The organism is Thermopolyspora sp. NPDC052614 (assembly GCF_040678635.1).
Lineage (GTDB): Bacteria > Actinomycetota > Actinomycetes > Streptosporangiales > Streptosporangiaceae > Thermopolyspora.
Genome location: NZ_JBFATZ010000021.1, coordinates 88,503 through 114,949, shown reverse-complemented (window position 1 = coordinate 114,949; position 26,447 = coordinate 88,503). Strand labels below are relative to the sequence as shown.

At 69.9% G+C, this 26,447-nt stretch carries 20 protein-coding genes and 1 pseudogene; 14 read left to right on the top strand and 7 right to left on the bottom strand.

The window, feature by feature from the left end; all coding sequences use genetic code 11:
* From AB0K60_RS31840 to AB0K60_RS31830, 3 genes and pseudogenes are all read right to left on the bottom strand, one after another.
* Positions 1–790 (bottom strand): annotated as a pseudogene (locus tag AB0K60_RS31840) (hypothetical protein); the annotation flags it as partial.
* Entirely contained in the window at positions 780–1,664 is an 885-nt protein-coding gene (locus AB0K60_RS31835) for a terpene synthase family protein (RefSeq protein WP_364063586.1), read from the bottom strand. The pseudogene AB0K60_RS31840 and the gene AB0K60_RS31835, both read right to left, overlap by 11 nt.
* Positions 1,665–1,680: 16 nt before the next feature.
* Positions 1,681–3,045, bottom strand: a complete 1,365-nt coding sequence (locus AB0K60_RS31830) for a cytochrome P450 (protein WP_364063577.1) — start codon at positions 3,043–3,045, stop codon at positions 1,681–1,683.
* A gap of 243 nt (positions 3,046–3,288) precedes the next feature.
* On the opposite strand from AB0K60_RS31830, the gene AB0K60_RS31825 reads away from it, so the two are divergent.
* A complete protein-coding gene (locus AB0K60_RS31825) occupies positions 3,289–3,666 on the top strand; it encodes a hypothetical protein (protein ID WP_364063575.1) in 378 nt (125 codons plus the stop codon).
* A 541-nt stretch (positions 3,667–4,207) separates the two neighbouring features.
* Complete coding sequence (locus tag AB0K60_RS31820; protein ID WP_364063572.1) at positions 4,208–4,651, top strand: protein-tyrosine phosphatase family protein; 444 nt, start codon at positions 4,208–4,210, stop codon at positions 4,649–4,651.
* A 58-nt stretch (positions 4,652–4,709) separates the two neighbouring features.
* Here AB0K60_RS31820 and AB0K60_RS31815 read toward each other — a convergent pair whose 3' ends face one another.
* On the bottom strand, positions 4,710–5,915 hold the full coding sequence (locus tag AB0K60_RS31815) for an MFS transporter (protein WP_364063569.1): 1,206 nt from the start codon (positions 5,913–5,915) through the stop codon (positions 4,710–4,712).
* Positions 5,916–6,014: 99 nt separating this feature from the next.
* Between AB0K60_RS31815 and AB0K60_RS31810 the strand changes: the two genes are divergently transcribed.
* From AB0K60_RS31810 to AB0K60_RS31800, 3 genes are all read left to right on the top strand, one after another.
* Positions 6,015–8,597, top strand: coding sequence for a glycosyltransferase (locus AB0K60_RS31810; RefSeq protein ID WP_364063566.1), 2,583 nt, complete (start codon positions 6,015–6,017; stop codon positions 8,595–8,597).
* Positions 8,598–10,082 (top strand): radical SAM protein, encoded by a 1,485-nt coding sequence (locus tag AB0K60_RS31805; RefSeq protein ID WP_364063564.1) that lies wholly within the window; start codon positions 8,598–8,600, stop codon positions 10,080–10,082. It abuts the gene before it with no gap.
* 75 nt (positions 10,083–10,157) lie between these two features.
* Positions 10,158–10,820: a helix-hairpin-helix domain-containing protein gene (locus AB0K60_RS31800; RefSeq protein WP_364063561.1), complete on the top strand. Its 663-nt coding sequence runs from the start codon at positions 10,158–10,160 to the stop codon at positions 10,818–10,820.
* A 48-nt stretch (positions 10,821–10,868) separates the two neighbouring features.
* Here AB0K60_RS31800 and AB0K60_RS31795 read toward each other — a convergent pair whose 3' ends face one another.
* On the bottom strand, positions 10,869–12,455 hold the full coding sequence (locus AB0K60_RS31795) for a hypothetical protein (protein ID WP_364063558.1): 1,587 nt from the start codon (positions 12,453–12,455) through the stop codon (positions 10,869–10,871).
* A gap of 413 nt (positions 12,456–12,868) precedes the next feature.
* Between AB0K60_RS31795 and AB0K60_RS31790 the strand changes: the two genes are divergently transcribed.
* The 9 genes from AB0K60_RS31790 (at position 12,869) to AB0K60_RS31750 (ending at position 23,125) form a co-directional block, all read left to right on the top strand.
* Positions 12,869–13,387 carry a phospholipase gene (locus tag AB0K60_RS31790; protein ID WP_364063555.1) on the top strand — a complete coding sequence of 173 codons (519 nt, stop codon included), beginning with the start codon at positions 12,869–12,871 and terminating at the stop codon, positions 13,385–13,387.
* A 654-nt stretch (positions 13,388–14,041) separates the two neighbouring features.
* Positions 14,042–15,259: an ABC transporter ATP-binding protein gene (locus AB0K60_RS31785; protein ID WP_364063552.1), complete on the top strand. Its 1,218-nt coding sequence runs from the start codon at positions 14,042–14,044 to the stop codon at positions 15,257–15,259.
* 25 nt (positions 15,260–15,284) lie between these two features.
* Complete coding sequence (locus AB0K60_RS31780) at positions 15,285–16,070, top strand: isochorismatase family cysteine hydrolase (RefSeq protein WP_364063549.1); 786 nt, start codon at positions 15,285–15,287, stop codon at positions 16,068–16,070.
* Positions 16,071–16,139: 69 nt separating this feature from the next.
* On the top strand, positions 16,140–16,862 hold the full coding sequence (locus AB0K60_RS31775) for a cysteine hydrolase (protein ID WP_364063547.1): 723 nt from the start codon (positions 16,140–16,142) through the stop codon (positions 16,860–16,862).
* Complete coding sequence (locus tag AB0K60_RS31770) at positions 16,859–17,974, top strand: extracellular solute-binding protein (protein WP_364063545.1); 1,116 nt, start codon at positions 16,859–16,861, stop codon at positions 17,972–17,974. Before AB0K60_RS31775 ends, AB0K60_RS31770 begins: the two co-directional genes overlap by 4 nt.
* A 5-nt stretch (positions 17,975–17,979) precedes the next feature.
* Positions 17,980–19,746, top strand: a complete 1,767-nt coding sequence (locus AB0K60_RS31765; protein WP_364063542.1) for an iron ABC transporter permease — start codon at positions 17,980–17,982, stop codon at positions 19,744–19,746.
* Between the two features lie 80 nt (positions 19,747–19,826).
* Positions 19,827–21,017: a M24 family metallopeptidase gene (locus tag AB0K60_RS31760; RefSeq protein ID WP_364063539.1), complete on the top strand. Its 1,191-nt coding sequence runs from the start codon at positions 19,827–19,829 to the stop codon at positions 21,015–21,017.
* 4 nt (positions 21,018–21,021) lie between these two features.
* A complete protein-coding gene (locus AB0K60_RS31755) occupies positions 21,022–22,335 on the top strand; it encodes an MFS transporter (RefSeq protein ID WP_364063536.1) in 1,314 nt (437 codons plus the stop codon).
* Positions 22,336–22,492: 157 nt separating this feature from the next.
* Entirely contained in the window at positions 22,493–23,125 is a 633-nt protein-coding gene (locus AB0K60_RS31750; RefSeq protein WP_364063533.1) for a GntR family transcriptional regulator, read from the top strand.
* Positions 23,126–23,285: 160 nt separating this feature from the next.
* Here the strand turns inward: AB0K60_RS31750 and AB0K60_RS31745 are convergent, their stop codons facing one another.
* Both AB0K60_RS31745 and fxlM read right to left on the bottom strand, forming a co-directional pair.
* Complete coding sequence (locus tag AB0K60_RS31745) at positions 23,286–24,383, bottom strand: hypothetical protein (protein WP_364063530.1); 1,098 nt, start codon at positions 24,381–24,383, stop codon at positions 23,286–23,288.
* Between the two features lie 4 nt (positions 24,384–24,387).
* Positions 24,388–26,436, bottom strand: coding sequence for a methyltransferase, FxLD system (fxlM, locus tag AB0K60_RS31740; protein WP_364063527.1), 2,049 nt, complete (start codon positions 26,434–26,436; stop codon positions 24,388–24,390).
* Positions 26,437–26,447: the final 11 nt, after the last annotated feature.

The window sequence follows — 26,447 nt, the reverse complement described above, 5'->3', positions numbered from 1 at the left end:
CTGGCGGGCGCCGGTGGCCCAGCCCTTCTACCGGGCCACCCCGGCGGCCCCCATGGGCGGGCGACGCCCCGATCGTGCCCGGCTCCACCGGGCACACCCCCGGCGCGCCCGCCGCCTCCCGCCCGCCGACCTCCAGGGCGTGCAGGAGCTTCCCCGGTACGCCGTCGCCCGCCGCGAGCCGGGCGCGCACGGCGCCGAGCAGCCCGTCGTCCATGCCGCGGGGCGGCGGCAGCCGCGCGCCGCGCCAGGCGTCCAGGCCGGGCGGCGGCGCGTCGGCGAGGGCGGCCAGGTGCCCGTTGATCTCCTCTACCAGGGCGGGCACGATCAGCTCGATGGCCGGGGTGTCGGGCAGCGGCGGGGCCGGGCCGTCGCGCAGCCAGGCGAACAGCCTGGCCAGTCCCCGCCCTGCCGCCTGCGACAGGCCGTCGATGTCCACGGCCTCACCGTGTGGGGGGCTTCGCAGCGCCGGGAGTTGCGAGAGCGCCGAGAGCGCCGAGAGCACCGCCTCGGTCGCGCTCAGGGTGGGGACCAGGGCGTATCCGCCGGGTCCGCCCCACCCTCCGTCCGGCCGCTGGGTGCTCGTGAGGAACCGCAGACGGTCGGCGTGGCCGCGCAGCCACGGGGCCAGGGCGACCAGCCGGCCGGTCTCGTAGATCGACGGCGACGTGCGGCCCCACGGCACGTTGACGAGATCGTCCACGAGCGCCTGGGCCTTCACCGCGGCGTCGAGGGCGGCGGGAGGGGACGAGAGGCCCGCGGACGTGGACGCGACGCCGGCGTTATCCGTCACTTTTGCCCCAATAGTCGGTCATGCCGTAGAAGCCGGTGCTGTAGCCGAGCTGCCGTTCCAGGTAGGCGACCTCCTGCGGGCAGGCGGCCCGCAGCGGCTCGAACGCCTTCGCGCAGTCGGCGACGAGGGCGGCGACGCGTGCGCCCACCTCGGCGCGGTCCACGCCGAGCAGCAGCGCGTTGAGGTCGCCCCAGCGCAGGTCGCGTTCGTACGAGGCCAAATCGTTGAGGAGCCGCAGCACCCGCTGCACCTCGCGGCTGGCGGCCACCAGGTCGGGCAGCCGGTCGAGGGCCCGCGGGCCGCAGGTGAACAGCCAGTGGGAGACGTTCACCCAGGTGGAGGCGATGTTGTCGGAGTTGTCGAGGTATTCCGCGAAGGTCGGGCCGGTGTCGCGCGCGGTCTTCCACCGCCACTCGCGGGCCGCGGCCGTCAGGTACCGCTCCAGTTCGTCCCGCCAGACGTGCCCGAGGGTCGCGAAGGGGGCGGACGTCGCCAGTTCGTCGCGGATCTCGGCGAGGAACGCGGCGAGCGGGCCGGACCCGGATCCGCCGTCGGCCACCGCCAGGCAGGCCCGCACGATCTCGCCGATCTCGTCGGCCGATGTGGCGGCGTGATCCACGCGCCAGTCGGCGGCGAAGACCCACAGGGTGGTCCGGGTCGCGATCGCCAACTCGTCCGGCGTACAACCGGGCGAGCCGAAGGCGTTGACCAGCGCGATCGCGCTGAACAGGCGCGCGTCGAACGGGTCGGGCGGAAACAGGTCCGGGTGGCGCCGCGCGCAGGACCACAGATCGAGCTGGCAGTCCATCGCCACCGCGCAGATCCTGCCGTGCTCGGCGGCCACGGCGATCGCGTCCGCCGTGCCGTTCTCCATGCCCACGGAATCCGCCCTATGTTCCGGTCGGCCGAAGCACGAGTTCGACCCGCCGACGTGGTTTCACGGTGAGCCTCACCTTGGGTTCCACCGGCTGCGGGGTGCGCAGCACGGGGCGGAAGCGGCGGAGCAGGGCGGCCACGATGAGGCGGCATTCGACGCTGAACAGGTGGCTGCCCAGGCACTGGTGGCGGCCGAGGCCGAAGGCCAGGTAGGCGAACCGGTGCCGCCGTGCGGCCCGTTCGGGCGAGAACCGGTCCGGGTCGAACTCGTGCGGCCGCTCCCAGATCTCCTCCAGGTGGTGGGTGAGGTAGGGGCTGACGAGCACGGTGGAGCCCGCGGGGACGCGTACGCCGTCGAGCACGTCGTCGGCCGCCAGCCTGCGGGGGACGATCCAGCCGACCGAGTAGAAGCGCAGGACCTCGTCGAGCACCGCCTTGGTGTAGGCCAGGCGCGGCACGTGCTCACGGCCGGGCGGTCGCGTGCCGACGACCTCGTCGATCTCCGCGTACAGCCTGGCGGCGACCTCCGGATGGCGGTCGAGCGCCACCCAGAGCCAGGTCAGCGCGATCGCCGTCGACTCCGAGGCCCCCACGAACATGCCCACCAGGTCGTCGCGCACCCGCCGGTCGCCGAGCGGCTCGCCGTTCGCGTCGCGCGCCCGGATCAGCAGCGAGACCACGTCGTCGCGATCCGCCGGCGCCCGCCGCGCCTCGCGTACGACCGGCATCATGACCTCGTCCACGGTGCGGACGGCGCGATGGAACGCTCGGTCGCCCGGCAGGGGAACGGAATAGGGCACGAACGGCGCCAGCATTCGCGGGCCGAAGGAGACCGTCGCGATTTTCAACGCCTCGCCCAACCGGTCGGCCTCCGAAACGCCGATCCGGTTGCCGAAGAACGTGCGGATGATCGCGAGCTGCACGATTCTCGTCATTTCCAATTCGGCGTCGACGGGCTCGTCGCGGCCGATGCGTTTGTCGAGCCGATCGACGGCCTCCTCGATCGTCGCGGACATCACGTCCAGCAGGGCGCTGACGGCCCGGCCGGAGAACGCCGTCTGGAGCACCCGGCGGCTGAACTCCCAGGACGATCCCTCGCCGGCGATGCCGTGACCGGCGAGGCGCTGCAGCGGGCGCCACATCATGCCTTCACGCAGGTAATTGGCCGCGTTGTCGAGGAGGATGCGCTGCACCTGGTCGGGGTGCGGGGCGACGTAGGGATGGAAAACCCCGAGGTCGAGCCGTACGACCCGGCCGCCGGCCGCTTTTCCGATCATTCTCAGCGCGCTCATGGGGTTTCGCGCGAGCCGCGGGAGGATTGTGTACGCGGGGAGGGTGCGGACTTTTCTGATCGCTTCGGCGGGAGGATTCGTCGTCACTTGCTACCCCCACTTCGGCACCGCGATTCGCGGTGCCCGGCAGTGGTGCGGTGGATGGAGCGCGGTTGACCGAATTATTACGTCGATGGCTGAAATAAACAAGATTTCACATTAGCCGAAAATGTACTAATTGGTAGATTCATCCCGGCCGTAACCGCCACTTCGGGTTCGCGTGCCGGGCCGCCGCCGACCACCGGACAGAGCGCGCCAATGACGGACTGTTACCGTGGACAGGGGGATGACATGCGGAAACTCAAGATCACGTTGCTCGTGTGCGGAGCGGTCGCGCTGTTCGCGGGGGGAATCGCAGGCCCCTCGGCCGCCGACGGCGGCCCCCCGCGAAAGCCCAAGGAGCAGGTGAGCCGAAAACAGTACGAGGCGTTGATCGCCCAGTGCCGGTACGCCGGGCGCGGGTGGTCGCGGCGGCACTGCGAGTCCGAGGTCGAGGAGAGCTACCGCATCGGGCGGGCCGATCCGGGGCTCGACTGCCGCAGCTACGTCGGGGTGACCGTGTGCGGCACGCTGCGACTCACCCGCGACGAGCGCGCCTGCGTCGCCGACTCGGTCGACAAGGGTCTCGGCCGCCGCAGGGCCGAAGTCGAGTGCTACGTCTACTACTGAACCCTTTGCGACCTCATCCCTGCCGCCGACAGCGGCAGGCATCGGGACGCCACCCCCGGGACTCCGCCGAGGGTTGTATCCGAAGCCTCCGGGCAGGGTGCGAAGGTTCGCTGATCGGACCGCCGACGGCTCGGATCCTCCGGCGTGATCGCCGAGCCGTCGGCGCGGCTCGGCGAGGGGACTCCAGGCAGGGCACGGGTGAGTCCGGGCGCCGCGGCGGTCACGCGCCCCGCCGGCCCGCCGGGCGAGAGGTCGGCCGGGTGAAAGGGAGAAGGGGGAAAGGTCAGGTCGCCGTCACCATCATGGCGATGGCCAAGAGGACCACGACCGGGATCACCCACACCACGACCTCAAGGGCGAAATGCTTGTACATCGAACGACTCTCCCTCACTGCACCTGGCTCGACGCGTACTGGCCTGACGCGCAGCATATGTCTTTTGACCACATGATGTGACGCCGGGGGAAGCCGGTTTCGCTCATGGCGGTACGCCTGTGCGCCGAATCACGGCCGCGAGGCGGAAAGACCGGCCAGGATGGACGCATGACCGAATCCCCGCTTCCCGGCGCCATCCGGCTGCCCGACGGGTCGTGGGTGCGGGGCCGTGGCCTGCGTCGGGGCGCGCCGGAGGGCCGGGAGCCGGACTACGGCCTCTATCTGGGCGGCGGTCGCCTACGGCGGCGGCAGGATCCGGAGCTGTCATGGCCGCACGACTGGATCGAATGGCCCGATTTCCTGCTGCCCCGGGACCGGGATGAGGCCATCGAGCGGGTGCGCGCGCTGCACGGGCACGCCCGCGCCGGGCGGCGGGTGGAGGTCGCCTGCGGCGGAGGTATCGGGCGTACGGGGACGGTCATCGCCTGCCTGGCCGTACTGGCGGGGTGGGATCCCCGGGGGGCCGTCGCCTGGACGCGGGCGAATTACCATCCCAAGGCGGTCGAGACGCCCTGGCAGCGTAGGTGGGTTTCACGTTTCCCGGCCGCCTGAGAGTCCCACCAGCCACTACGAGCTACCGCCGCGCCCCCGTGAAAAAGGGCCGTCGGGGTCACGACCTCTCCACCGCCGCGAGCACGGCGGGCCGCCCGGCCGGCTTGGGCCGGGAGGCGAGCGCGGCGGGCACGATGAGCAGGGCGATCGCTCCGACCAGGCCCATCGCCACGGCGAGGCCGCCGAGCGCGGCCACCGCGCCGATCATCGGGGGGCCGCCGAGCAGGCCGGCGTAGGCGACGGTGGTGACGAAGCCGAGTTCGCGGTCGCCTCCGGTGCCGCCGGGCTCCCGGCCCGCCGCGCCGGCGAGGTCCATCGCCAGCGGGAAGCAGAACGCCAGCCCGGCACCGGCAAGCCCGAATCCGATATATCCGGCGACGCCGGACGGCACCGCGGCGGCCAGGAGCACCCCGGCGGCGGCCAGGCCGCCACTCATCACGAGCAACCGGTACGGCCCGAACCGCCGCTGCGCCCACTCGCCGGTGAGCCGGGTCACGGCGATCGCCACCGCGAACACCGAATAGCCCGCCGCCGCGGCGGCCTCGCCGACCGCCCGCTCGTTGGTCAGGAACAACGCCGACCATTCCGCGCACGCCCCTTCGGCGACCGCCGCGCACAACGCCACGGCCGCCAGCAGCCACAGCCTGCCCCGGGACAGCACCTGCCGATATCCGGCCGGCGACCGTCTCGCCGATCCGGCGGGCTCCGCGCGTTCGGTGGCCTGCGCCGGTATCGCCCGCGCCGTCGTCGCGAGCGCCGCGAGCGCGGCGACGCCGACCACGGTGAACTGCGCCGCCGGGGCGAGCGCGAGCGCGGCCGCGCCCGCCGCCCCGGCCGAGCCCGCCAGGCCGCCGAAGCTGAAGCCCGCGTGGAACACCGGCATCAACGGCCGGTTCAGCTCCCGGATCACGGCGACGGCGGCGATGTTCATCGACACGTCCACCGCGCCCATCAGCCCGCCGAGCGCGGCCAGCGCCAGCCCGAGCGCCCACGCCGAGCCGGTCAGCCCGAGCAGCGGCAGCAGCAGGCAGGCCCCCGCCAGGCAGACGGCGAGCACCGGCCGCGCGCCCCAGCGGGCGCACGCGCGGGCCGCCGGACCCGCGGTGAGGATCATCGCCACGGCCGGCCCGAGCAACGCCAGCCCGACGCCCTCGACGTCCGCGCCGACCTGGTCGGCGAGCGCGGGCACCCGGGCGGCCCAGGATCCGTACAGCGTCCCGTTGACGACGAACGCCGTGGCGACCGCAACCCCCGATGACCTCAAAGCTCATCTCCCCCGTTGTGTAACTGTGAGATTTGACCGTAACATCAACTTCACCCGTAACAGGGTGTTAATGACGTTTGTTGGAGCGGGGGCCAATTCATGGCGTCTGTCTGGGGGATCTCCTTCGACGGCACACCCATCTCCGGGGTGATCGTCGAGTTCGTCAAGATCGCGCGGGTTTTCCACGCGCACGGGCTTCGCGTCCATCTGGACCTGGGCTACGACATCAAGGCCGACAAGAATGCCTTCTTCCGGCCCTATCAGAACGAGGCCGAGTTACTTCCCGAATGGGTTGAGCTGAGCAGAATAGATGACATTCAGCGCATCGACGGATACACACCGGAACTGGTTTCGGACATCCTCGCCGAGGTGATCGGCCGCGGCGACGACAGCCGGTTACGTCCGGTGATGGACCGGCTGACCGCCGCCCTCCGCGACCGGATCCTCGCCACCTGGGAGGCGCACGACGTCGCCTTCGTGATCGTCGAGAACGGCACGCTGCCCGAGAACGTCATCTACACCGCCGCGCTCTACCAGGCCATCGAGGAGTACGGCACCCGCCGCCGCCTAGGCCGTTTCGTGTTCTGGCGGGACCACGACCTGATGTGGCAGAGCGAGCCGAGCACCGGCAGGTACGGGCGGTTCCCGTACCCGCACACGCCGATGCCGGTCAACGGGCCGCACATCCACTACGTCACGCTGCACGAGGAGGCCCGGCGGCGGATCCTCGAATGGGCCCCGCACCTGCGCGAGCTCAGCGTGCTGCCCAACACGTTCACCCACCGGCCGGCCGAGGTGACCGCGCGCAACGCCGCCTTCCGCGCCGATCACGGCATTCCCCGGCACGTGCCGCTGATCGCCCGGTTCACCCGGATCGTACGGCCCAAGCGGATCGACCGCGACCTGCATCTGATCGCCGCGCTGCCGGACGCCCACCTGTTCGTGGCCGGGGATCCGGCCGAGGATCCCGCGGAGTTCGCCCGGCTCACCGCGCTCGCCGCCGAGCTCGGCGTCGCCGATCGCGTGGTGTTCGGGGGGCGGCTGCGGCCGTACGACGCGGACCCGGACGGCCCCGGCTACCGCGTGCGCGACCTGCTCGCCCACGCGACCGTGGCCTCCTTCCTCACCTCCTACGACTACGAGAGCTACGGCAACCCGATCGGCGAGGCCATCGCCGCCCGCGTGCCGTACCTGACCAGCCGATACGAGCTCTACGACACCATCTACGGCGACAAGGGCTTCCGCGCGCCGGTGCTGGACATCCGCGAGGCGGACCTGCCCACGCCGGACTTCGTGGGCGAGGTCGCCGAACTGCTCACGAACGAGACGAAACGGGCGAAAATGGCGGAGCACAACTACGCGCTGGGGCTGCGGCACTTCCGGGAGGGGCAGGCCGAGCGCCTGCTTGAGCGGGTCTTCCTCGCGCCGATGGGCGAGCGCGTCCGGGCGAGCGTGGTGCTGCCCGTGTACAACGAGGCGGCGAACCTGCCCGCCGTGCTCGACTCGCTCTACCACCAGCGCGGCATGGACCACGCCGAGTACGAGATCGTGCTGGTGGACAACAACTCCACCGACGACACCGTGGCCATCGCCCGCCGGTTCGCCGCCGAGCATCCCGAGCTGGCCGTGCACGTGGTGCACGAGCCCGAGCAGGGCGTGTCCTGCGCCCGCAAGGCCGGGATGGACTTCGCCGGCGCGCGCAGCAAGGAGCACGCGGCGGGGGGCGGGCAGCGGTTCCTGCTGGTGTCGGCGGACGCCGACTGCCGGGTGGATCCGGACTGGCTGTTCGAGCTGTGCGACGCGATGGAGTCCGGCAAAGCGGCCATCGGGGTGTGCGACTACTACTACAACCCCGAGCATTTCGCCGGGCGGCCCCGGCTGTGGGACGCGATCTCGCGGACGCTGCGCTGCCGGGCGGTGACGTTCGCGCTGTTCGGCGGGTTTCCGGACGGCAAGGGCTTCGCGGTCGACCGGGACGTTTACGACAGGGTCGGCGGAATCGAGATCTTCTACCAGCTCAAGGACGGCGCGTTCGTCAACCACCTGTCCGACGATTGGGACTTCGGGATCCGGGTACGCGGGTCCGGGGAGGAGATCCGGTACGTGCCGAGGTCGCGGGTGGAGATCAACCCGCGGCGGGTGGACCACGCCATCGACGAGGTGATCGCCGGGCGGGCGTACGGGTCGGACGGGATCATCGTGATGCGGGACATCCGGGTGGACGATCCCCGGCCGGCGCGCGAGGGCGATCTCTCCGAGGCGGAGGCCGTACAGGCGTGGGAGTTCTCCATCAAGGACTTCACGCCGAAGAACACGATCCTGCCGGTGCTGCTCACCCCGTCGCTGCTGCAGGACGACGCGGTGATCGAGTTCTTCGGCGCGGACCTCGCCGAGCGGCTCGGCCGACGCATCGCGGAGATCAAGGACGAGATGCGCATGATCGACTTCACGCCGATCCACTCGTACAAGACCCCCTCCTACCGGCTGTACTTCGAGTTCGCCGACGAGATCTTCGCCCGGCTGCGCGCCACCGTCGGGGAGGACATCGGGTACCCGCCGCCGCTGCCGGACTGCCTGCGGGACGTGCCGCCGGACCGGTTCGCCGAGTTCGTCCGGTACTACTGCGAGGACCGCGAGTCCGGCGAGGCGCACAACTACTTCGGCAACGGGGGCGTCTTCTAGATGGCGATGGGCTATCGGGAGGCGCTGGCGTCGCTGCGCGAGATCGACGCCTCCGCGCCGCCGCCCGCGGTCGCCGACGCGCTCGCCGCGCCGGAGAACCGGCACCTGCTGGAGTACGTCGTGGAGGATCCGTTCGGCGCGCACGTCTTCCCGGGCAACGAGAGCGGCTATCCGACCGAGTCGTTCCTCGACGACCTTGAGGCCCAGCTCGCCGACACCGGGCCGATCCACCTTTGGTCGTACATTCCCACGTGTGCCTACCGGTGCCGGTTCTGCCAGTACCCGGTCGTGCTGCTCAAGGGCGCCCCCGAGGTGACCGAGGCGAAGGCGAACCAGTGGGTGGACTGGAACATCCGGGAGGCGCGGCTCTGGCTGGCCCGGGTGCCCTCGCTGGCCACGGCCCCCGTCGGCGAGTTCAACGTGTTCGGCGGCACGCCGTCGCTGCTGCCGAGGGACGCCATCCGGCGGCTGCTCGACTTCTACCGGGAGAACTTCGGCTTCGGGCCGGACACCACGATCCGGTTCGAGGGCGACCCCACCACGTTCGCACCGGACAAGCTGGAGCTGCTCGCCGAGCTGGGCTGCACGAAGCTGTCCAGCGGGGTGCAGTCGTTCGACGACGAGGTGCTGCGGCAGTGCGGGCGGGAGCACACCGGGGAGCTGTGCGTGGAGTTCATCCGCAACGCGCACGCGTTCGGCTTCGACTGGGTGAGCATCGACCTCATGTACGGCCTGCTCGACCAGACCGTGGACAGCGTACGGCGCGACCTGGAGATCGTGCTGACCGAGCGGCCGACGGCGGTGGTGTGCACGAAGCTGCATCTGAAGTCCTATTCGGACACCCGGACGGGGGTCGCGGGCGTGCAGCCCGCCGCCTGGCAACTGCCCGACTACCGCGACCGCCTGGTGCGGGCCGGGCACCGGTGGCCGCCGCTCGGCGAGCAGTACCAGATGCGCGAGATCCTCACCGAGGGGCTGCGGGCGGGCGGCTACACCGAGCATCCGACGATGTACTTCGCCCGCGACGGCCTCGGCCCGGAGAAGTGGAAGTCGATCATGGTGGACCAGGATCGGCAGGAGGCCGAGGTGGCGATCGGGCTCGGCGGCAGCTCCAGTTGCCGGGCCTCGGAGGCGATCACCGACGTGAACTGGAAGCGCTATGTGGAGAAGGTCGAGGCGGGGCGGGTCCCGCTCGGCTCGGCGACGGGCTTCTCCGGACCGGCGCGGGAGGCGCGGGCGATCAAGATGGCGTTGTCCACGCTGCGGCCGCTCGACGAGGGGGTGCATCGGCGGCGGTTCCCCGGCGGCTCGCTGTTCGCCGAGCCGTGGCGGGGGCGGTTCGAGTCGCTGGCCGTACGGGGGCTGGTGCGGATGGACGAACCGGGCGGACGCGTCGAACTGACGCCGATCGGCGAGGTGCTGGTCGAGGCCATCATCAACACCGAACTCGACGCCGCAGACCCGCGCGCCGCCGCGATGCCCTGAGATGCCCTGAGATGCTTTGAGCCTTGCGCCCGCAGGCCATCGGCTCTGGGCGGGGCGAGGTTCTATCCTTCGTCCATGACGGATGCCGACCGCGTGGAACGTTCCCCTTCTCCCCTGGCGACCGCGTTGTCGTTCATATGGGCGGTGCTGCCCCTGCTGAGCCTGGGGTTCCTCTCGCCGCTCGTGTTCGGGTACGCGGCCGGGCGACGCCGGTCATGGCCGCTGTGGACGTCCACGGGCGCGTACTCCGCGCTGGTCCTGACGATGTTCGCCACGGCGAGCAGCGCCACGGGCACCGCGGCGGACGTCGTCTTCAAGTCGGCCCTCGTCGGTTCGTGGCTCGTCGGCACCGCGCACGCGCTCGCCATCAGGCGTACGGTCTTCGCGCCACAGGGCCGCGACCGCAACCAGGAGGCGATCGCCGCCGCCCAGCGCCGGGCGGACCTGCGCCGCGAGGCCCGCGAACTGGCCGCCCGCGACCCCGACCTCGCCCGCGAGCTCGGCGTGGGACGCCCGGACGCGCCGCGCGAGTACGACGACGGCGGCCTCGTCGACGTCAACCACGCCACCGCCGCCACGCTGGCCGGGCTCCCCGGGATGAACCGTCACCTGGCGGACAAGGTCGTCCGCGCCCGCGAGGAGGTCGGCGCCTTCGTCTCCGTGGAGGAGATGTCCGTCCTGGCCGACCTGCCGCCGCACCTCACTCCCAGGCTCGACGAGTTCACCGTCTTCCTCTGAGCGCTTCCTCTGAGCGCTTCCTCTGAGCGCTTCTCTGAGCGCCGGCCGTCACCGCCCGGCGCGGATGGCGAGGCGATCGACGTAGAGCACCTGTGCCACGGCGAGGGCCACCCCGGCGATCACCACGGCCCAGATCGGGAACGCGACGCCGATCGGCCCCCCGTCCGCGACGACGAACTGCCGAATCACGTTCACCAGCACCAGCGGACCGGTGTACTTGTCCGGATCGCTGGAGACCAGCAGCGGCCACAGCAGGTCCTGCGCCTGCACCACCCAGGTGACCCCGCCGATGACCGCCACCATCGGCAGCACCGGCAGCACCGCACGCCCGAGCCCGCCGGCGCCGCCCGCCTCCCGCAGCCGGCGCTCCTGCCCCTTGAAGAACAGGGTGAACACGAACAGCGCCGGAATCACGACCGGGACCGGCGGGATCAGCCCGGCGAAGCTGTTCAACTGCTCCGCCCGCTGCGCGTCGTACCAGTGGGCGATCGCCAGCGGCCCGATCCCGACGAACAGCCACGGCGCGAACGGCAGCAGCAGCGCCTCGCTGTACCGGCCGAACGGCCGCAGCATGCCGATCGCGAACCCGGCCAGCGCGGCGACGACGACCCCTCCCGTCGCGGAGAGCAGCGTCGGAAGCCAGGTGTTGGCGAAGATCGTGCCCAACGACTCCGCCGGCACCTGTTCCGCGCCGGACCCGCCGACGATTCGCGACAGCGCCGGCCAGATCCCGATCCACGCCACGAAGGGCACGACGACCAGCCCGGCGCCCACGAGGGCGAGCACGACCCCCTTGCCGCCTGACCCGCCGCGCGGTCCGTCGTCCCGCGCCACCGGATCGAACTCCACCCGCAGGCCGCTGACGATGACCAGGACCGCGGCGGCGACGCCGAGCAGCGCGAGCGGCACGAGCACGACCGTCGCCGCCGCGGCGGCGGTCCCGAACCGCAGGTCGCGGAAGCCGTAGTCGAATATCGCCAGCATCGGCGTCGTGGTCGCGTGGCCCGGCCCGCCATCGGTGACAACGTACGGGAAGACGAAGGTCTGCAGCACGGCCGCCAGAACCGCGATCACGCCAAGCCCCGCCACCACCAGCGCCCCCGGCCACACCGGCGGACCGGCCTCCCGCCGCCGCAGCGCCGCGAGGAAGAGCGTGACGCCGAGGCCGCACACCAACCCGAACGTCGCGGCCCCGGCGAATCCGATGAGCAGCACCGGCGCGGTCGCCGGATTGGAGATCGCCTCACGCGCGCTGTCCTCCGGTCTGAGCCGGTCGAGGAAATACCCCGCCGCGAGCGTCGCCGGCGCCAGGCCCAGCACCATCGGCACGGCGAACGCCACCCGCACCACCCAGCGTCCCGCCCGCCCGGCCCAATGCGCCGCGAGCGCCAGCAGCGGCGCGACGACGAGGAACGCGAGCAGCGGGCCGACGCCGAACAGCAGCGCGCGCCCGAACGTGTCGAGCACGTCCTCGCCGATCACCTGGTAGTTCCTGCCGCCGACGTCCCGGATGCGGCCGCTTAGCACGTCCACGTCCTGGAACCCGCTGCGCACGGTCCAGAACGTCGGCCCGATGTAGCCCCGGTACAGGGCGAGCAGCGCCGGCACCGTCAGCACCAGCCCGACGACGACCATCCCGGTACTACGGCTCGGCGGCCCCGGCGGTGCCGGCGGCGAATCCGGTCGATACGGCTCGTGCTGCGGTCGCGGTTCCGGCTGCATCGCGAATCCCTTCGCCGCGCGTCGGGTTCGGGCGTTGATCAGTTGAATGCCAGTATTGACGAGGTATCCACCGACCGCCACCACATTGCCGCCGTACGGTCGGGGGCTTCCCGTCCGTCGTTGTGCCACGCCCCGCCGTACGCCTTCGACCGAACGGGCCATTACAGATACTCAACGTCTCGTAAAGACAATTTGTCAATGAGATTTCACGGCAAATTTGATCAGTAGCTGCCACGCTGGCCCGCGAGATCGAGTCTCATCCTCTTGCATGAGCGGTTCGCCCGCCGCATCCGACGATTCCCCCCGCGGACGAGAGGAAGACATCAATGGTCAGCCGGTCCCTTGCCACCCTCGTACTCTCTCTCGCCACATTCTTCGGGCTCACCCTGCCCGCCCACGCGGTGACGCTGGAACAGAAGCTGTCCGCGCTTTCCGAGTTCACGCAGCCCACGGCGGCGAGCGCGGCCAACTGGGTCGCGGCGTGGCAGAACCAGGGGGCGTGGGCCGACTACGCCTTCGACTGGTCGACCGATCTGTGCTCAAGCAGCCCCGATCAGCCACTCGGATTCGACTTCCGCATGTCGTGCCGACGGCATGACTTCGGCTACCGCAACTACAAGGCGGTCGACCGGTTCCCGGCGAACAAGCCGCGTATCGACGACGCCTTCTATTTCGACATGCGGCAGGTATGCGCGGCGTACTCCGGACTGTCGAAGGCCACCTGCGACGGTCTGGCCTGGGTCTATTACCAGGCGGTCCGGCAGTTCGGTGACCTCAACGTCTCCCAGGCGCAAATCGAACGGGTTCGCCGCGACGTGGAGCGTGCCTATCGAAACGCCGCATAAGCGGTCGCCGACCTGATGCTCGGGCTCGCCGCTCGCTGGGGCGAGCGGCGGCCACGGCGCTGTAACCGTGAGGGCCGATGACACCGCATTCTGCGGCCGGCGATCGCGCCGACCGCTCGGCGGCACGAGGAATTGGCGCAGCGACTGGTCGAGGATGTGACCAGGCCGGAGCGCGGCGTGCTGACCGCGCGGGAGGCACATGTCGACGCGTCGATGTACCCACTGCTCCAAGACCTGCTGTTCGAGAAGGGCTGGCACGCCGACGAGCCGTGGACGCCGCTGCGCCGCGACCTCAACCGAGCCGACGGAGCATCCCGATATCCGAGTCGAGGTGATCGGGCCGGAGCAGGCGCCCGAGATCCGCGGCCACTACCGGACGGCTTTGAGCCAACCCATGTCGGCCGGCTTCCCCGCTCAGCGGAGGACACCGCGAGAGGACACCGTGCCCAACCGAGGGCCTGACCCGTGGCCATGTCGCAACGGGTTCGGCTCCTGATCTCCGGCGCCTCGGATCGGGCGTTCCGGCACATTCACCCAGTCCTGCATCGTCGGCCGCAAGGGTCACTCCGGTAACCGAAACGCAACGTATGAGGACAAATTGGCGTAACACGGTCAATCTAGCTTCTTCTCTAGTCTATAGAAAAGGGACTCAGGATGACCGCTACGCAGAGTACGCCACTCGTCGAGGTGACCGACGCTCGCGATGAGGTTCTGACCCCGAACGCCTCGGAGCCGGTCCCGATGGTCTCCATCACCGATCTCCACAAGCGCTACCGGACGGCCGACGGCGACGTTCACGCGGTGCGGGGTGTGAGCTTCGACGTCGGCAAGGGCGAGCTCGTCACCTTGCTCGGCCCGAGCGGCTGCGGCAAGACCACGATCCTTCGATCGGTCGCCGGGCTGGAGACGCCGACCTCCGGCCGGATCTCCATCGGCGGCCGCGTCGTCTACTCATCCACCGAACGCATCTGCCTCACGCCGGCGCAGCGGCAGATCGGCATGGTGTTCCAGTCGTACGCGATCTGGCCCCACATGTCGGTGTTCGACAACGTCGCGTACCCGCTGCGGCGGCGCAGGCTGCCCAAGGCGGAGATCGCCGCCCGTACCGGCGAGATCCTGGACATGCTGGGCCTGGCGCACGCGGCGCACCGCCCGGCGACCAAGCTCAGCGGCGGTCAGCAGCAACGCGTGGCGGTCGCCCGCGCGCTGGTGTCGCGCGCCGACCTCATCCTCTTCGACGAGCCGCTCTCCAACCTCGACGCGAAGCTGCGCAAGGAGGTCCGCCAGGAGATCCGGGACCTGCAGCAGCGCCTGGGGATCACCGTCCTCTACGTCACGCACGACCAGGAGGAGGCGATGGCGGTGTCCGACCGGATCCTGGTCCTGGAAGGCGGCGAGGTCAAGGACGAGGGGGCGCCGTCGCGGGTGTACTCCCGCCCCGCCGACGTCTTCGCCGCGAACTTCGTCGGCGAGAGCCACACCCTCGGGGCGACCATCGTCGCCGACGACGGCGACCACTGGCTGGTGCGCACCGACATCGGGCTGATGCGCGTGACCCGCCGACGCGAGGACCGGGCCCGGATCGACGACGACGTGGTGCTCACCATCCGCCCCGAGCACTTCCACCTGTCCGAGCCCACCCCGGACTCTGCCGGCCGGGCCATCACCGGCACGGTCAAATCGACGGCCTTCCTCGGCCCGTTCGCGGAGCTGACCGTCGAACTCGACTCCGGCCACCAGGTCACGGCCCGCGTGAACGGCGCCGCCCGGATGCCGCCCGGCGCCCCCGTCCACGTACGCGTCGAGCCGCACGACATCGTCCTCCACCCCGCCGACAACAAGCCCAGCGAACCCGGAGAAGACGCCGCGTGAGCGGCGCGGAGCAGCCAGGAGAACCATGACCTACAACCAGGTGCACCCCAAGAGCCACGCCGTGAAGGTCGTCGACCGCAGCGCGACCCTGTCGAAGCTGAACGACGCCCTAGAGATCGACTTCGAGAAGACCGCCATCGTGCAGATCGACATGCACGTGCGTCAGATCGACAAGGACTGGTCCTCGTTCCCGCAGAACGTCGCCGACCGCATCCTGCCCAACGCCGCCGCCTTCCTCGACGCCGGCCGGGAGCTCGGCCTGCCGATCATCCACATCATGGTCTACCAGCGGCCCGTCGAGCGCGGCATGCAGCCGCGGGCCAAGATCATCCAGGGCACCGGCCGCCCCAGCACCCCGTACGGCCTGCCGCCCCGCCCCGGGTACCACCCGGACGCCCCCGAGGGCTACTTCGAGTGGGACGTCATGCCGATCCTCGGCCCCAAGCCCGGGGACTACATCATCAACACCAAGCGCCAGATGACCAGCAGCTTCCTTTCCACCGACGTAGAGCACCTGATCCGCTGCCTGGGCGTCGACACGTTCTTCGTCGTCGGCATCAACACCAACAACTGCGTCTCCAACTTCTCGTTCGACGCCTACAACCGGCTGTGGACGCCGATCATCGTGACCGACGCCGTCGGCTCCACGCACGGCAAGGACCTGCACGAGTTCGCGCTGCAGAACTACCCCCGCACCATCGGCTTCGCGATGTCCTCCGCCGAGGCCGTCGAACGGCTCACCGCCGCCAAGGCCGCCAAGGAGGCCACCACCGCGGCCACCGCTCCGGCCCCCGCGATGGCCGACGCCTAGATCCCGCCTCCCCCCTTCCGCACCGGCCCCCGCCGGATCCCCCCGAATCCCCCGTCGAAGGGATCGCCCATGCTCACCGGACCCACCATCGACGTCTACGACAGAAAAGAATTCCTCCACGTCATCAACGACGCCGTCCCCGTCATCCCCGCGAAGTCGGCGGTCGTGACGGTCGAGATGACCAAGCGGCGCCTCACCCCCGACGCCCCGTTCCCGCCCGGCGTACGCGACGACCTGCTCGCGAGCACCGAGCGGCTGCTCACCCTGGCCCGCGAGACCGGCGTCTCGGTCATCCACGTGCTGTCGGCGCTCCGCCCCGTCGAGGCGCGGGCCCGCGCCAACACCCGGGTGGCCAGGGCGTGGGCGGCCGTCGGCGAGTCCCCCAGCCCGTACGGCCCGGTGCCGGACGAGTCGGTCGACGTGCAGGACGGCACCTTCAAACCGGACTTCGCGATCTCCGTCGACGAGGGCGATTTCATCATCAAGACCAAGAAGTCGCTCAGCGCCTTCTACCAGACCGACCTCGAATGGCTCACCAAGGCGCTCGGCGTGGACACGCTGATCCTCGCCGGCGCGAACACGAACGCGGACATCCAGTCCACGGCGTACGACGCGAGCTGCAAGGCGTACAAGGTGATCACGGTCAGGGAGTGCGTCGCGACGTGGTTCGGCGAGGACCTGCAGGAGCTCGGGCTGCAGCAGCTCGCCCGCTGCCAGGGCTGGGTCCTCGGCCTCGACGAGCTCGCCGCCAAGCTCAAGGCGGCCTCCGCCGAGACCGAGGCGGCCACATGAGCCGCACCACCACGATGCTCCGGGTCGCCGCGTCGTTCGCGGCCGTGGCGCTCGCGCTGAGCGCGTGCGGCGGCGGCACCGAGGCCGGCCAGGCGACCGCGCTCCCCGAGAAGCTCGCCGTGGCGTCGACGGTCGGCATGTCCGACACCGAGTACGCCGAGTACATGAAGGGCCTGGAGGAGGCGTCCAAGGCCGAAGGCGGCGTGATCAAGTACTACTTCAGCGCGCCGGCCGCCTCCGCCGAACAGATGATCAACCTGTTCATCGAGAAGTACCCGTGGGTGAAGCTGGAGTACACCTCCGGCGGCACGCTGGAGCTCATCGAACGCGTCATCACCGAGAACGCCGCGGGCCAACCGAGCGCGGACGTCATCCAGGGCGGCCCGCTCGAAGACAACACCCTGTGCCGCGACAAGAAGCTGTGCCTGACCTACGACCCGCGCGGCGAGGGCGACCTGCCGAAGGAGCGCGCCTACGCGGACTGCGGCTGCTCGGTCGGGGACTTCTTCACCTTCCACATCCTCTACAACAAGAACAAGGTCCCGGAGGCCGAGGCCCCCAAGACGCTGCAGGACCTCACCGACCCGAAGTGGAAGGGCAAATTCGGCATCAACGTCGACCAGCTCGACTGGTTCGCCGGCGTCCTGGCGCAGATGGGCGAGGAGCCGGGCCTCAACCTGATGAAGGCGATCGCCGCGAACGACCCGGTCAGCTACACCGGGCCGGACGGCCTGGAGAAGCTCGCCGCCGGCGAGTTCGACCTCGCGCTCCCGCAGACGGCGACCCGCCAGGTCCGCGACATGATCGACAAGGGCGCGCCGATCGGCATCGTCACCACCCCCGTGACGATCGCCCAGCCGGACATGTACTTCCCGATGAAGAACGCCCCCCACCCGGCCACCACCCGGCTCTACATGGAGTGGCTGATGAGCGATGACTGGCAGAACAAGGTCAGCAAGGCCGTCGTGAAGATCCCGATCCGGGAGGGCGCCCCGATCCCCTCCTCCGCCGAGGGCATCCTGAAGAGCGAGTTGTTCTTCGAGACCACCGACAACTTCGGTGACTACGACACTCGCGTCCAGCAGCACCAGTCGATCTTCATCACCGGCTGATCGGCATGGCCGTCCTTGTGGAAGACGGGGCCCGGCCCGCCGGCCGGGACGCCCTCGTCACCGCTCTGCGAGGGGCGCTGTCCCCCCGCAGGGCGGTCTACGCCCTGGTTCTGCTCATCCTGGTGGCCCAGGTGGCGGCGCCGATCGCCATCCTGCTCTACACCAGCGTGAAGGACGCCCGGCCCACCGACGCCGACTTCTTCTCCCTCCAGTTCACCCTGGAGAACTTCCAGCAGGCGTTCGCCTCCGGCCGGCTGCTCCAGGTCACCTGGACGACGATCCAGTTCGCGCTGGGGAGCACGGTGGTCGCGCTGGTGCTCGGCACCTTCCTCGCCTGGGTCGTCGCCCGTACGAACGCGCCGTTCCGCCAGGTCATCGGCCTGCTGACGATCGTGCAGATGGCGGTCCCCGGCATCCTCATCCCGGTCGCGTGGACGTTCCTGGCCAGCCCGGAGATCGGCGTGCTCAACGTGGCCTGGCGCAACCTGACCGGGGCGGACGGCACCCTGTTCAACGTCTACTCGATGGCGGGCCTCATCCTCGTCAACGGGCTCACCATGGTGCCGATGGTCTACCTCTTCGTCGTCACCGTCTTCTCGTCGATGAACTCCTCCCTTGAGGAAGCCGCCGAGGTGTCGGGGGCGGCCAAGTGGCAGGCCGTACGGGACATCTCGCTGCCGCTCGCGGCTCCGGGCATCGCGGCCGTCGCGATCATGGCACTGATGCGGGCGTGGGAGTCGTTCGAGATCCCGTGGTTCCTCGGCCTGAAGGAGAAGATCTTCACGTACGCGTCGGAGATCTACCTGCGCACCAGCACGCCGCCGAGCGACGTCGGGCTCGTGTCCACCTACGCGGTGTTCATGCTCGCGGGAGCCGTGATCATGATCTGGTGGTACGACCGGTTCAACAAGGCCGGCGAGCGCTACGCCGTCATCAGCGGCAAGAACTTCTCCTCGGTACGGATGGACCTGGGCAGATGGCGCATCCCGGTGGCGATCCTGACGTTCCTCGTGCTCACGCCGGTGATCCTGCTCCCGCTGCTGATGCTCCTGTGGCTCTCGGTCCACCCGTACTTCCAGCAGGTGAGCTGGGACGCGATCACCTCGATCTCGTTCGACGCGTACATCAGCGCCGTCCAGACGCCGAACATGGTGCAGGGCTTCCTCATCAGCCTCCTCGTCGGGGCTCTCGCCGCCGCCGGCGTGCTCGCCCTGTCCACGCTCGCGGCGTGGTTCTCCGCGCGGCGGCTGGCCGGGGGCCGGTTGCTCTACCTGCTGACCTCGGTGCCGATGGCGCTGCCGAACGTCATCGTCGGCGTCAGCTTCCTGTGGATCTTCCTCATCGTGCCGCTGCCGATCTACTCGACGCACTGGGCGCTCGTGATCGCGTACATCACGCTGATCATCGCGGTGGTCGGCAGGCTGATCAACGCCCGGATGCTGCAGATCAGCTCCGAGCTGGAGGAGGCCGCGCAGGTCGCCGGGGCGAGCTTCCTGCGCGCGATCTGGACGGTCGTCGTCCCGCTGCTGTCGCCGGCCCTGCTCGCGGGCGCGCTGATCACGCTGGTGATGAGCTTCCGCGAACTGCAGACGACGCTCTACCTCGCCGGCCCGCAGACGCGTACGGCGGCCGTGGTCATGTTCGACATGGCGGGCGACGGACAGTTCGCCAACCTGGCGGCCTTCGGCATCATCACGTTCGCGGTCCTGCTCGTCGGGCTCGTCGGCTACAACCGCCTCAACGCCCGGATGGGGCTCGACGGCGGCCTCTGAACGCCCCTCCACCCGCGCCCCGCGCTCCCCCACACGCTCCCCACGCCCCCCACGCGCCCTCACATACAAGGAAAAATGCGATGACCACCACAGCTGTCGAGCCGCTCAGCGACCGCGACTACCCGAGCTTCTCCGACGCCGAGCTCGAGCGGCGCCACCGCGAGATCCGGGCCCGCATGGACGCCCTGGACCTGGCGCTCATCGTCGTCTGCGGGCGCGGCGGCCGCGACCCGAACGTGCTCTACCTGAGCGACTGGCTGTCCACCCGGGAGGCGTGGGTCGTCTTCCCCCTGGCGGGCGAGCCGACGATGCTGATCCAGCTCTCCAACCACCTGCCGCTGGCCCGGCGCATGGCGCGCTTTCCCGACGTCCGGTTCGGCGGCTCCGCGCCCACCGGGTCGGTGGACACCGTGCCCACCCTGATCGGGGTGCTGCGGGAACACGGCGTCTCGTCCGGCCGGGTCGGCCTCGTCGGCCCCGTCACCTGGCGCGACCGCGCCCGGCTCGCGGAGGCGTTCCCGCGGGTCGAATGGGTGGACTTCGGCGCCCAGCTCGCCGACCAGCGCCAGGTGAAGAGCGCCGAGGAGCTGGAACGGCTGGCCGTCTCGGCCCGCATGTGCGACGCGTCCGCGATGGCGATCGCCGAGCAGGCGAAGCCCGGCATGACCGAGCACGAACTCGCCAAGATCGTCGAGGACACCTACCTCGCGGACGGCGGCGTCAACGGCATCCACTTCATGATCGCCACACAGATGTCGGACCCGCGCGGCGGCGTGCCGTGCCAGCACCACTCCGACCGGAAACTGCAGGCCGGCGACGCCCTCGTCGTCGAGCTCAGCACGAACTACGCCGGATACTCCGCCCAGGTGCTGCGCAGCTACACGATCGGCGCCGACCCGACCCCGCTGTACGCCACGCTCCACGACGTCGCGCTCGAGGTCTTCGACGCCGTCCGCGCCGTGATCAAGGACGGCTCGACGGTGCCGGACATCCTCGACGCGGCGGAGATCGCCGAGCGGCGCGGGTTCACCATCTACGACGACCTGGTGCACGGGTGCGCCCAGTTGCCCGCCATCGTGCGCACCCGGCAGACCTACCGCGGCGAGCCCGAGGGGTTCGTGTACAGAGAGGGCATGTGCCTGGTCATCCAACCGAACGTGGTCACTTCGGACGCGCTCGCCGGCGTCCAGTACGGCGAGATGTTCAAGGTCACCAAGACCGGGCTCGAATCGCTGCACTCGGTGCCGCGCGAGTTCTTCAGGTGCGGCTGACCGCATGACCACGGTAGAGGACAGGAAACGCTCCGCGTTCGGCCGCGTCGCCCGCCGCCTCGTCGTCGACACCACGCCGCTGCGGGAGTCGCCCGACTATCGGCGGCTGTGGACCGGGCACGCGGTCGCCATCATCGGCACCCAGATGACCCGGGTGGCGGTGCCGTACCAGGTGTATGTGCTGACCGACTCGACGCTCATGGTCGGCCTGGTCAGCCTCGCCCAGCTCGTCCCGCTGCTGGTGTGCTCGCTCTTCGGCGGCTCGATCGCGGACGCCGTCGACCGCCGCAAGCTGCTGATCATCACCGAATGCCTGCTCACGGCCGTCGTCGGCGGTCTCGCCCTGACCGCCCTGCTCGACTCCCCGCCGATCTGGGCCATCTTCGCGCTGACGGCGGCCTCGGCCGGGCTGTCGGCGCTGGAGAGCCCGACCCGCAGCGCCTCGGTCGCGTCCCTCGTCCGCAAGGAGATCCTCCCTTCGGCGTTCGCGCTGAACCAGTCGCTCACCCAGGTGGGCGCGATCGTGGGCCCCGCCGTCGGCGGCGTCGTGATCGCCTTCCTCGGCCTATCGGCCACGTACGGCCTGAACGTGGCGACGTTGATCATCGCGATCACGGTGGTGAGCCGGATGCGGCCCATGCCCCCCGCGCACGCCGTGACCCGGCCGGGCATCAAATCGATCGTCGAGGGCCTGACCTACCTCAAGAGCAAGCCCGCCGTCATGGGCTGCTTCCTCGCCGACCTGAACGCCATGTTCTTCGGCATGCCCCGGGCCCTCTTCCCCGCCATCGCCCTCGACCAGCTCAACGGGGACGCCGTCACGGTCGGCCTGCTCGCCGCCGCACCCGGCATCGGCGCGCTGATCGGCGCGCTGACGTCCGGATGGGTCACCACGGTCAAACGCCAGGGCCGCGCGGTGATCGTCTCGATCATCGTGTGGGGGCTGGCGATCGCGGCCTTCGGCCTCTCGCACTGGCTCTGGTTGTCGATGTTCTTCCTGATGCTCGGCGGGGTCGCCGACGTCATCTCCGCCGTCTTCCGACAGACCGTCCTGCAGCTGAGCGTCCCCGACCACCTCCGCGGCCGGCTCTCCGCGACCCACATCGGCGTGGTGACCGGCGGGCCACTGCTGGGCGACGCCCGCGCCGGCGCGACGGCGAGCGCGACCAGCCCCGCGTTCGCCATGGTCTCCGGCGGCGTCATCTGCGCGGCCGTCATGGTCCTCCTCGGCTGGCGACTGACCGCGCTGAGACGCTGGACCCTCGCCGACGCCGCGACCGACCCTCCCCCAACCGCCAAATCCAACGCAACCACGTGATCTACGCCAATGATGATGTTCACTTCTCTTCTGTAGAATCGAGACGACATGCACATATGTCGCTGACGTGCGTGGTCGTGCCGATCAGGGAAGTGAGGTCATCGCCGTGGCGTTGGGGGAACGCACGACTGCGTCTCTCGCGGGCATCTCGGGGACGGTGCACGAACGGGTCCGCGACTGGATGCGCTCGGCGATCGCCGACGGGACGCTGAAGCCGGGCTCGCGCATCGTCCAGACCGAGATCGCCAGCATGCTGGGCGTCAGCCCCACACCGGTACGCGAGGCGATGCGCGACCTGGCCGCCGAGGGCCTGATCAAACTCAACGCCCGCAGGGTCGCCACGGTGACCTCGATCGACGTCAACGAACTCCGCGAGATCCGCATCCTGCGCGAAACCCTCGAAGGACTCGCCGCACGCCTATGCGCCGAACGCATCACCGACGAGGAACTCGCCACCGCCGAACGCATGCAGCAGGCGATGGAACAGGAGCCCGACCTCGGCAAATACGTCGAACTCAACCGCGCCTTCCACCTCTACCTCTACGACGCGGCCCGCTCCCCACGCCTCACCCAGATGCTACTCTCCCTGCGCGCCGCCACACCCGGCGTCCTGTCAGTGGTCTTCACCCGCTCCAAGGAACGCCGCCTCGACGGCCTGGATGAACACCGCCACTTCCTCCATGCCTGCCGAAACCGCGACCCGGACGCCGCCGAAAAGGCCTTCCGTACGCACTCGTCCGTCTCCTTCGACGAGATGGAGGCGTTCCTGAAGGACCAACCGATTGAGTAGACCGGCGGCATCCCGCCATCGGCCCAATGGCCCACCGGACGGGCCCGCGGAAACCGGCCGCCGTGAACACCGTGAGCGAGGATCAGCGGGTTCGGAGCGTCCGCGCGTGCGCGGCGAAGCGGTCAGGGCGCGGCATAGTTAGGGCATTTCGGTGAGCCGGTCACAGAAGTCTGCGAAGCGCCGTCTCGGCCTTATCCACAGCAGTAGTGACCGCTTGCATGTGGGCAGGCGAGAGCATCCCGGCACCGAGCCCTGACGCGGTGAGCACGTCGTTGAGTTTCTGTCTTTGTGCTTCTGTCAGGCGGGAGCGCACCGGGCGGTGATTCAGGACGTCGCGGGCGGCGTAGCCATCGAGTACGGCCACGTCGGCGACGGCATCCTGCAGTAGGGCGGTGCAGGAACTGGTGTGGTCGCGGGCCAGGTCGAGCGCGGTCAGTCCGACTCGGACCTGGAATGCCGCAGTCGGGGGGTCGGGCGGGGCGATCAGCGCGAGTGCCTTCTGCTGGGCATGCTCCAGCTCCGGTTGTGGCGCTGGTGATGTAGAGGGCCGGCAGCAGACGAGCAGAAAGGCCGCGATGACGTCCTCCCACGGTTCTGCGGGGTCGGTGGATTCGATCGTGGCGCGAGCCTGCTGGTAGAGGCCGCGTTCCAGCAGTGACATGATCATGATTTGGCGGCCGTCGAGGAGGCGATTTCCCACGCCGCGATGCGCGGCCATGGCTTCTGCGGCCTCGGTCCAGCGGCCGATCCGCGCCAGGGCCCTGGCGCCGTCGATGAGTATGGTGACCCACAGCTCTTCGCAAACCTTTCGGTGATCGGCCTCCGTGCCGCTCAACACCGACAGATCGACGTTGTGGTTGCGGATCTCGGTTGTGCCGCGCCGCTGGGCAGCGCGGTACAACCGTGTGAGTACGTCATACGCACCTTCGCCGTCGCCTTCGCGGATCAGTAACCGGGCAATGTTCACCAGCGGCATGAGCGCCATCACGGCGATGTCCCCGGTGAGGTTCTCGGCTTCAGCGAAGACCTTGTGCTGTCTCCAGCACAGCCGCGCGGCCAGATCGGGAATCCCGACGTCGGAGGCGATCAGCGCGGCATAGTTGAGGACCCCGCTGGCGCGGGCCACCAAGTCGCGGTGGCTCGCATCGGCGGGCTCAACGGTCAGCTCGGTGAGGTGGCTGATGCGTTCGGCCAGGGGTAACCCGGCAGCCTTAGGGCGGCGGACCAGCGGAATACGGCTGGCTATCGCGGGGATCATCGGCTCAGCTCCTGCGTGGCCACTCGACCAGGAGACGGCTGTAGGTCTTGTCGATGACGAAGCGCGATTCGGCGGCCGTCAGTTGGTCGCGGGCATCGCCCACGGCCATGCGGAAGCCGGGTTCTGGGGCGTTGTTACCCCAGCCGCGGTCCCATTCGGCGATCTCGGTGGCGACCCGGTCGGCGAGCTCGGCCGCGCGCGGGCCGTGGCCGATGACGCCGATCTCCCAGAACCTGCCCTGCTCGTCCTCGCCTTCGCGCACGGTCAGGTAGGCCAGGGTGTCGCCGTCGAGGGCGGCCATGGAGCCCCAGCCGAAGTGCGGGGTGAAGCCGGGCCGGGATCCGGGCATGCGCGACAGGCCGTTGGGGAGCACGCATGCCAGGTACAGATACAGCCACTGCCAGGGGTCCCCCTGGCGGAACTCCACACCGGAGTAGACCTTGACCTGCGGCTGGTCCAGGACGGTGCGCATCGCCTCGCGGTCCACGTCCTGCTCGCTGAAGGTCTCCAGGCGCACGTCCCCCTCACCGGCCATGGACACCAGGGTGTAGATGTCGTCACAGACACCCTTGCGCAGGGGCACGAACGTCGCCATCTCGCACGAGACGGCCTTCCAGGTTCGGCCGTCGCGTTCGAAGGCGAAGGATCGCGAGATGCTGCCGCGAATCCGCATCGGGATGACCAGGCGTCCGCCCGGGGCGAGCTGGTCGAGGATCCTCAGGGGGATATCGCCGGCGCCGACGGTGAACTGGATGCGGTCGAAGGGGGCATGCTCGGGAAGCCCGGCGGCACCGTCAGCCAGTACGGCGGTCACGTTCGGGGCCCCGGCCCGCGCGAGGTTCTTCTGGGCGCCGTCCACGAGGTCCTGGTCGATGTCCACGGTCCACACGTGACCGCCGGGGGCCACGAGTCGGCCAAGCAGGTGTGCGTTGTAGCCGGTGGCGGCCCCGGCTTCCAGAATCTTATGGCCGGGCTTGGCGTTCAGCTGCTCCAGTTGCATGGCGACGATCGAGGGGGCGGAGATGCAGGAGACCATCTTTCCCGTCTCGTCGTGTTTGATGGGCACGGCGTCGTCGACGTACGCGGCCTGAAGGTCGACGCCGGGGAGGAACAGGTGCCGTTCGGTGTCCCGGAAGGCGGCGATGACTTCGGGGGTGCGCAGATGGCCGCCGTCGATGAGACGGGCCACGAGCGCTTCACGCAGTTCGGCGGGGTCGGTGGAAGGGGCCACGGTGGTCTCCATCGGGGTGAGGTTAGAGGCCGGGGCGGTGGACATGCGGGTAGACACGTCGATTGCCTCCCCAAAGGCGACGCGGCGGCCCAGCCAAGCGATTGCGGCCTGCTCCTCGGCGGAAACTCCTGCGCGGTTGAAGGCGAAGATCGCGTGATGGGCGAGGATCCCGCGCAGGCCCCTCGTCAGCCGCCCATCGGCGGCCAGCCGCCTTAACCGATCTCCGCCTTCCTCGAACGCGGCGACGCGCTCGACCCAGCCGTGCTCGGCATCCGGCCGCCGAGCGGCGTCGGCGTTCATCAAACGCCGCATCGCCGCGACTGCCTGTTCATACGAGGCACCGGCGGGCGGGGTGACGGACGGCCGCAGGTAGCCCAGCTTCGCCCAGACATCGCCGATCTCGAAGGGGTCCAGGCCGGCCGCCCGGTGCATGGCCGAGATCAGAAGGACACAGCGTTCCCGGGCACCTGGCCACCCCGTCTCGGCCAAGGCGGCACGGCTGTCCGCGCAGAACACATCATGGGCGAGATCCATGCCCTCGGGGCCGCCGAACGCTTCAGTCTCCGGCTCGTAGACGCCGCCGACCCAGCCGCTGGCCAACTCGTCGGCTACGAGTCCATCCAGCAGGCCCGCGACCGGGCGCTCGGTGCGCAGCCGCAGCCCTCCGTCCTTGCGCAGGAAATGGAACCGTTGATCGTGCAGCGCGGACGTCAGCGCCTGAGCGGCCTGTCGGCTCACCCCGGCACCACCGGGAAATGACACGCTGGCATGCCACCAGCCCTTCTCGGCAATGATCGGCAGGTCCTCGTCGTCGACGTCCATGCTCCTGGATG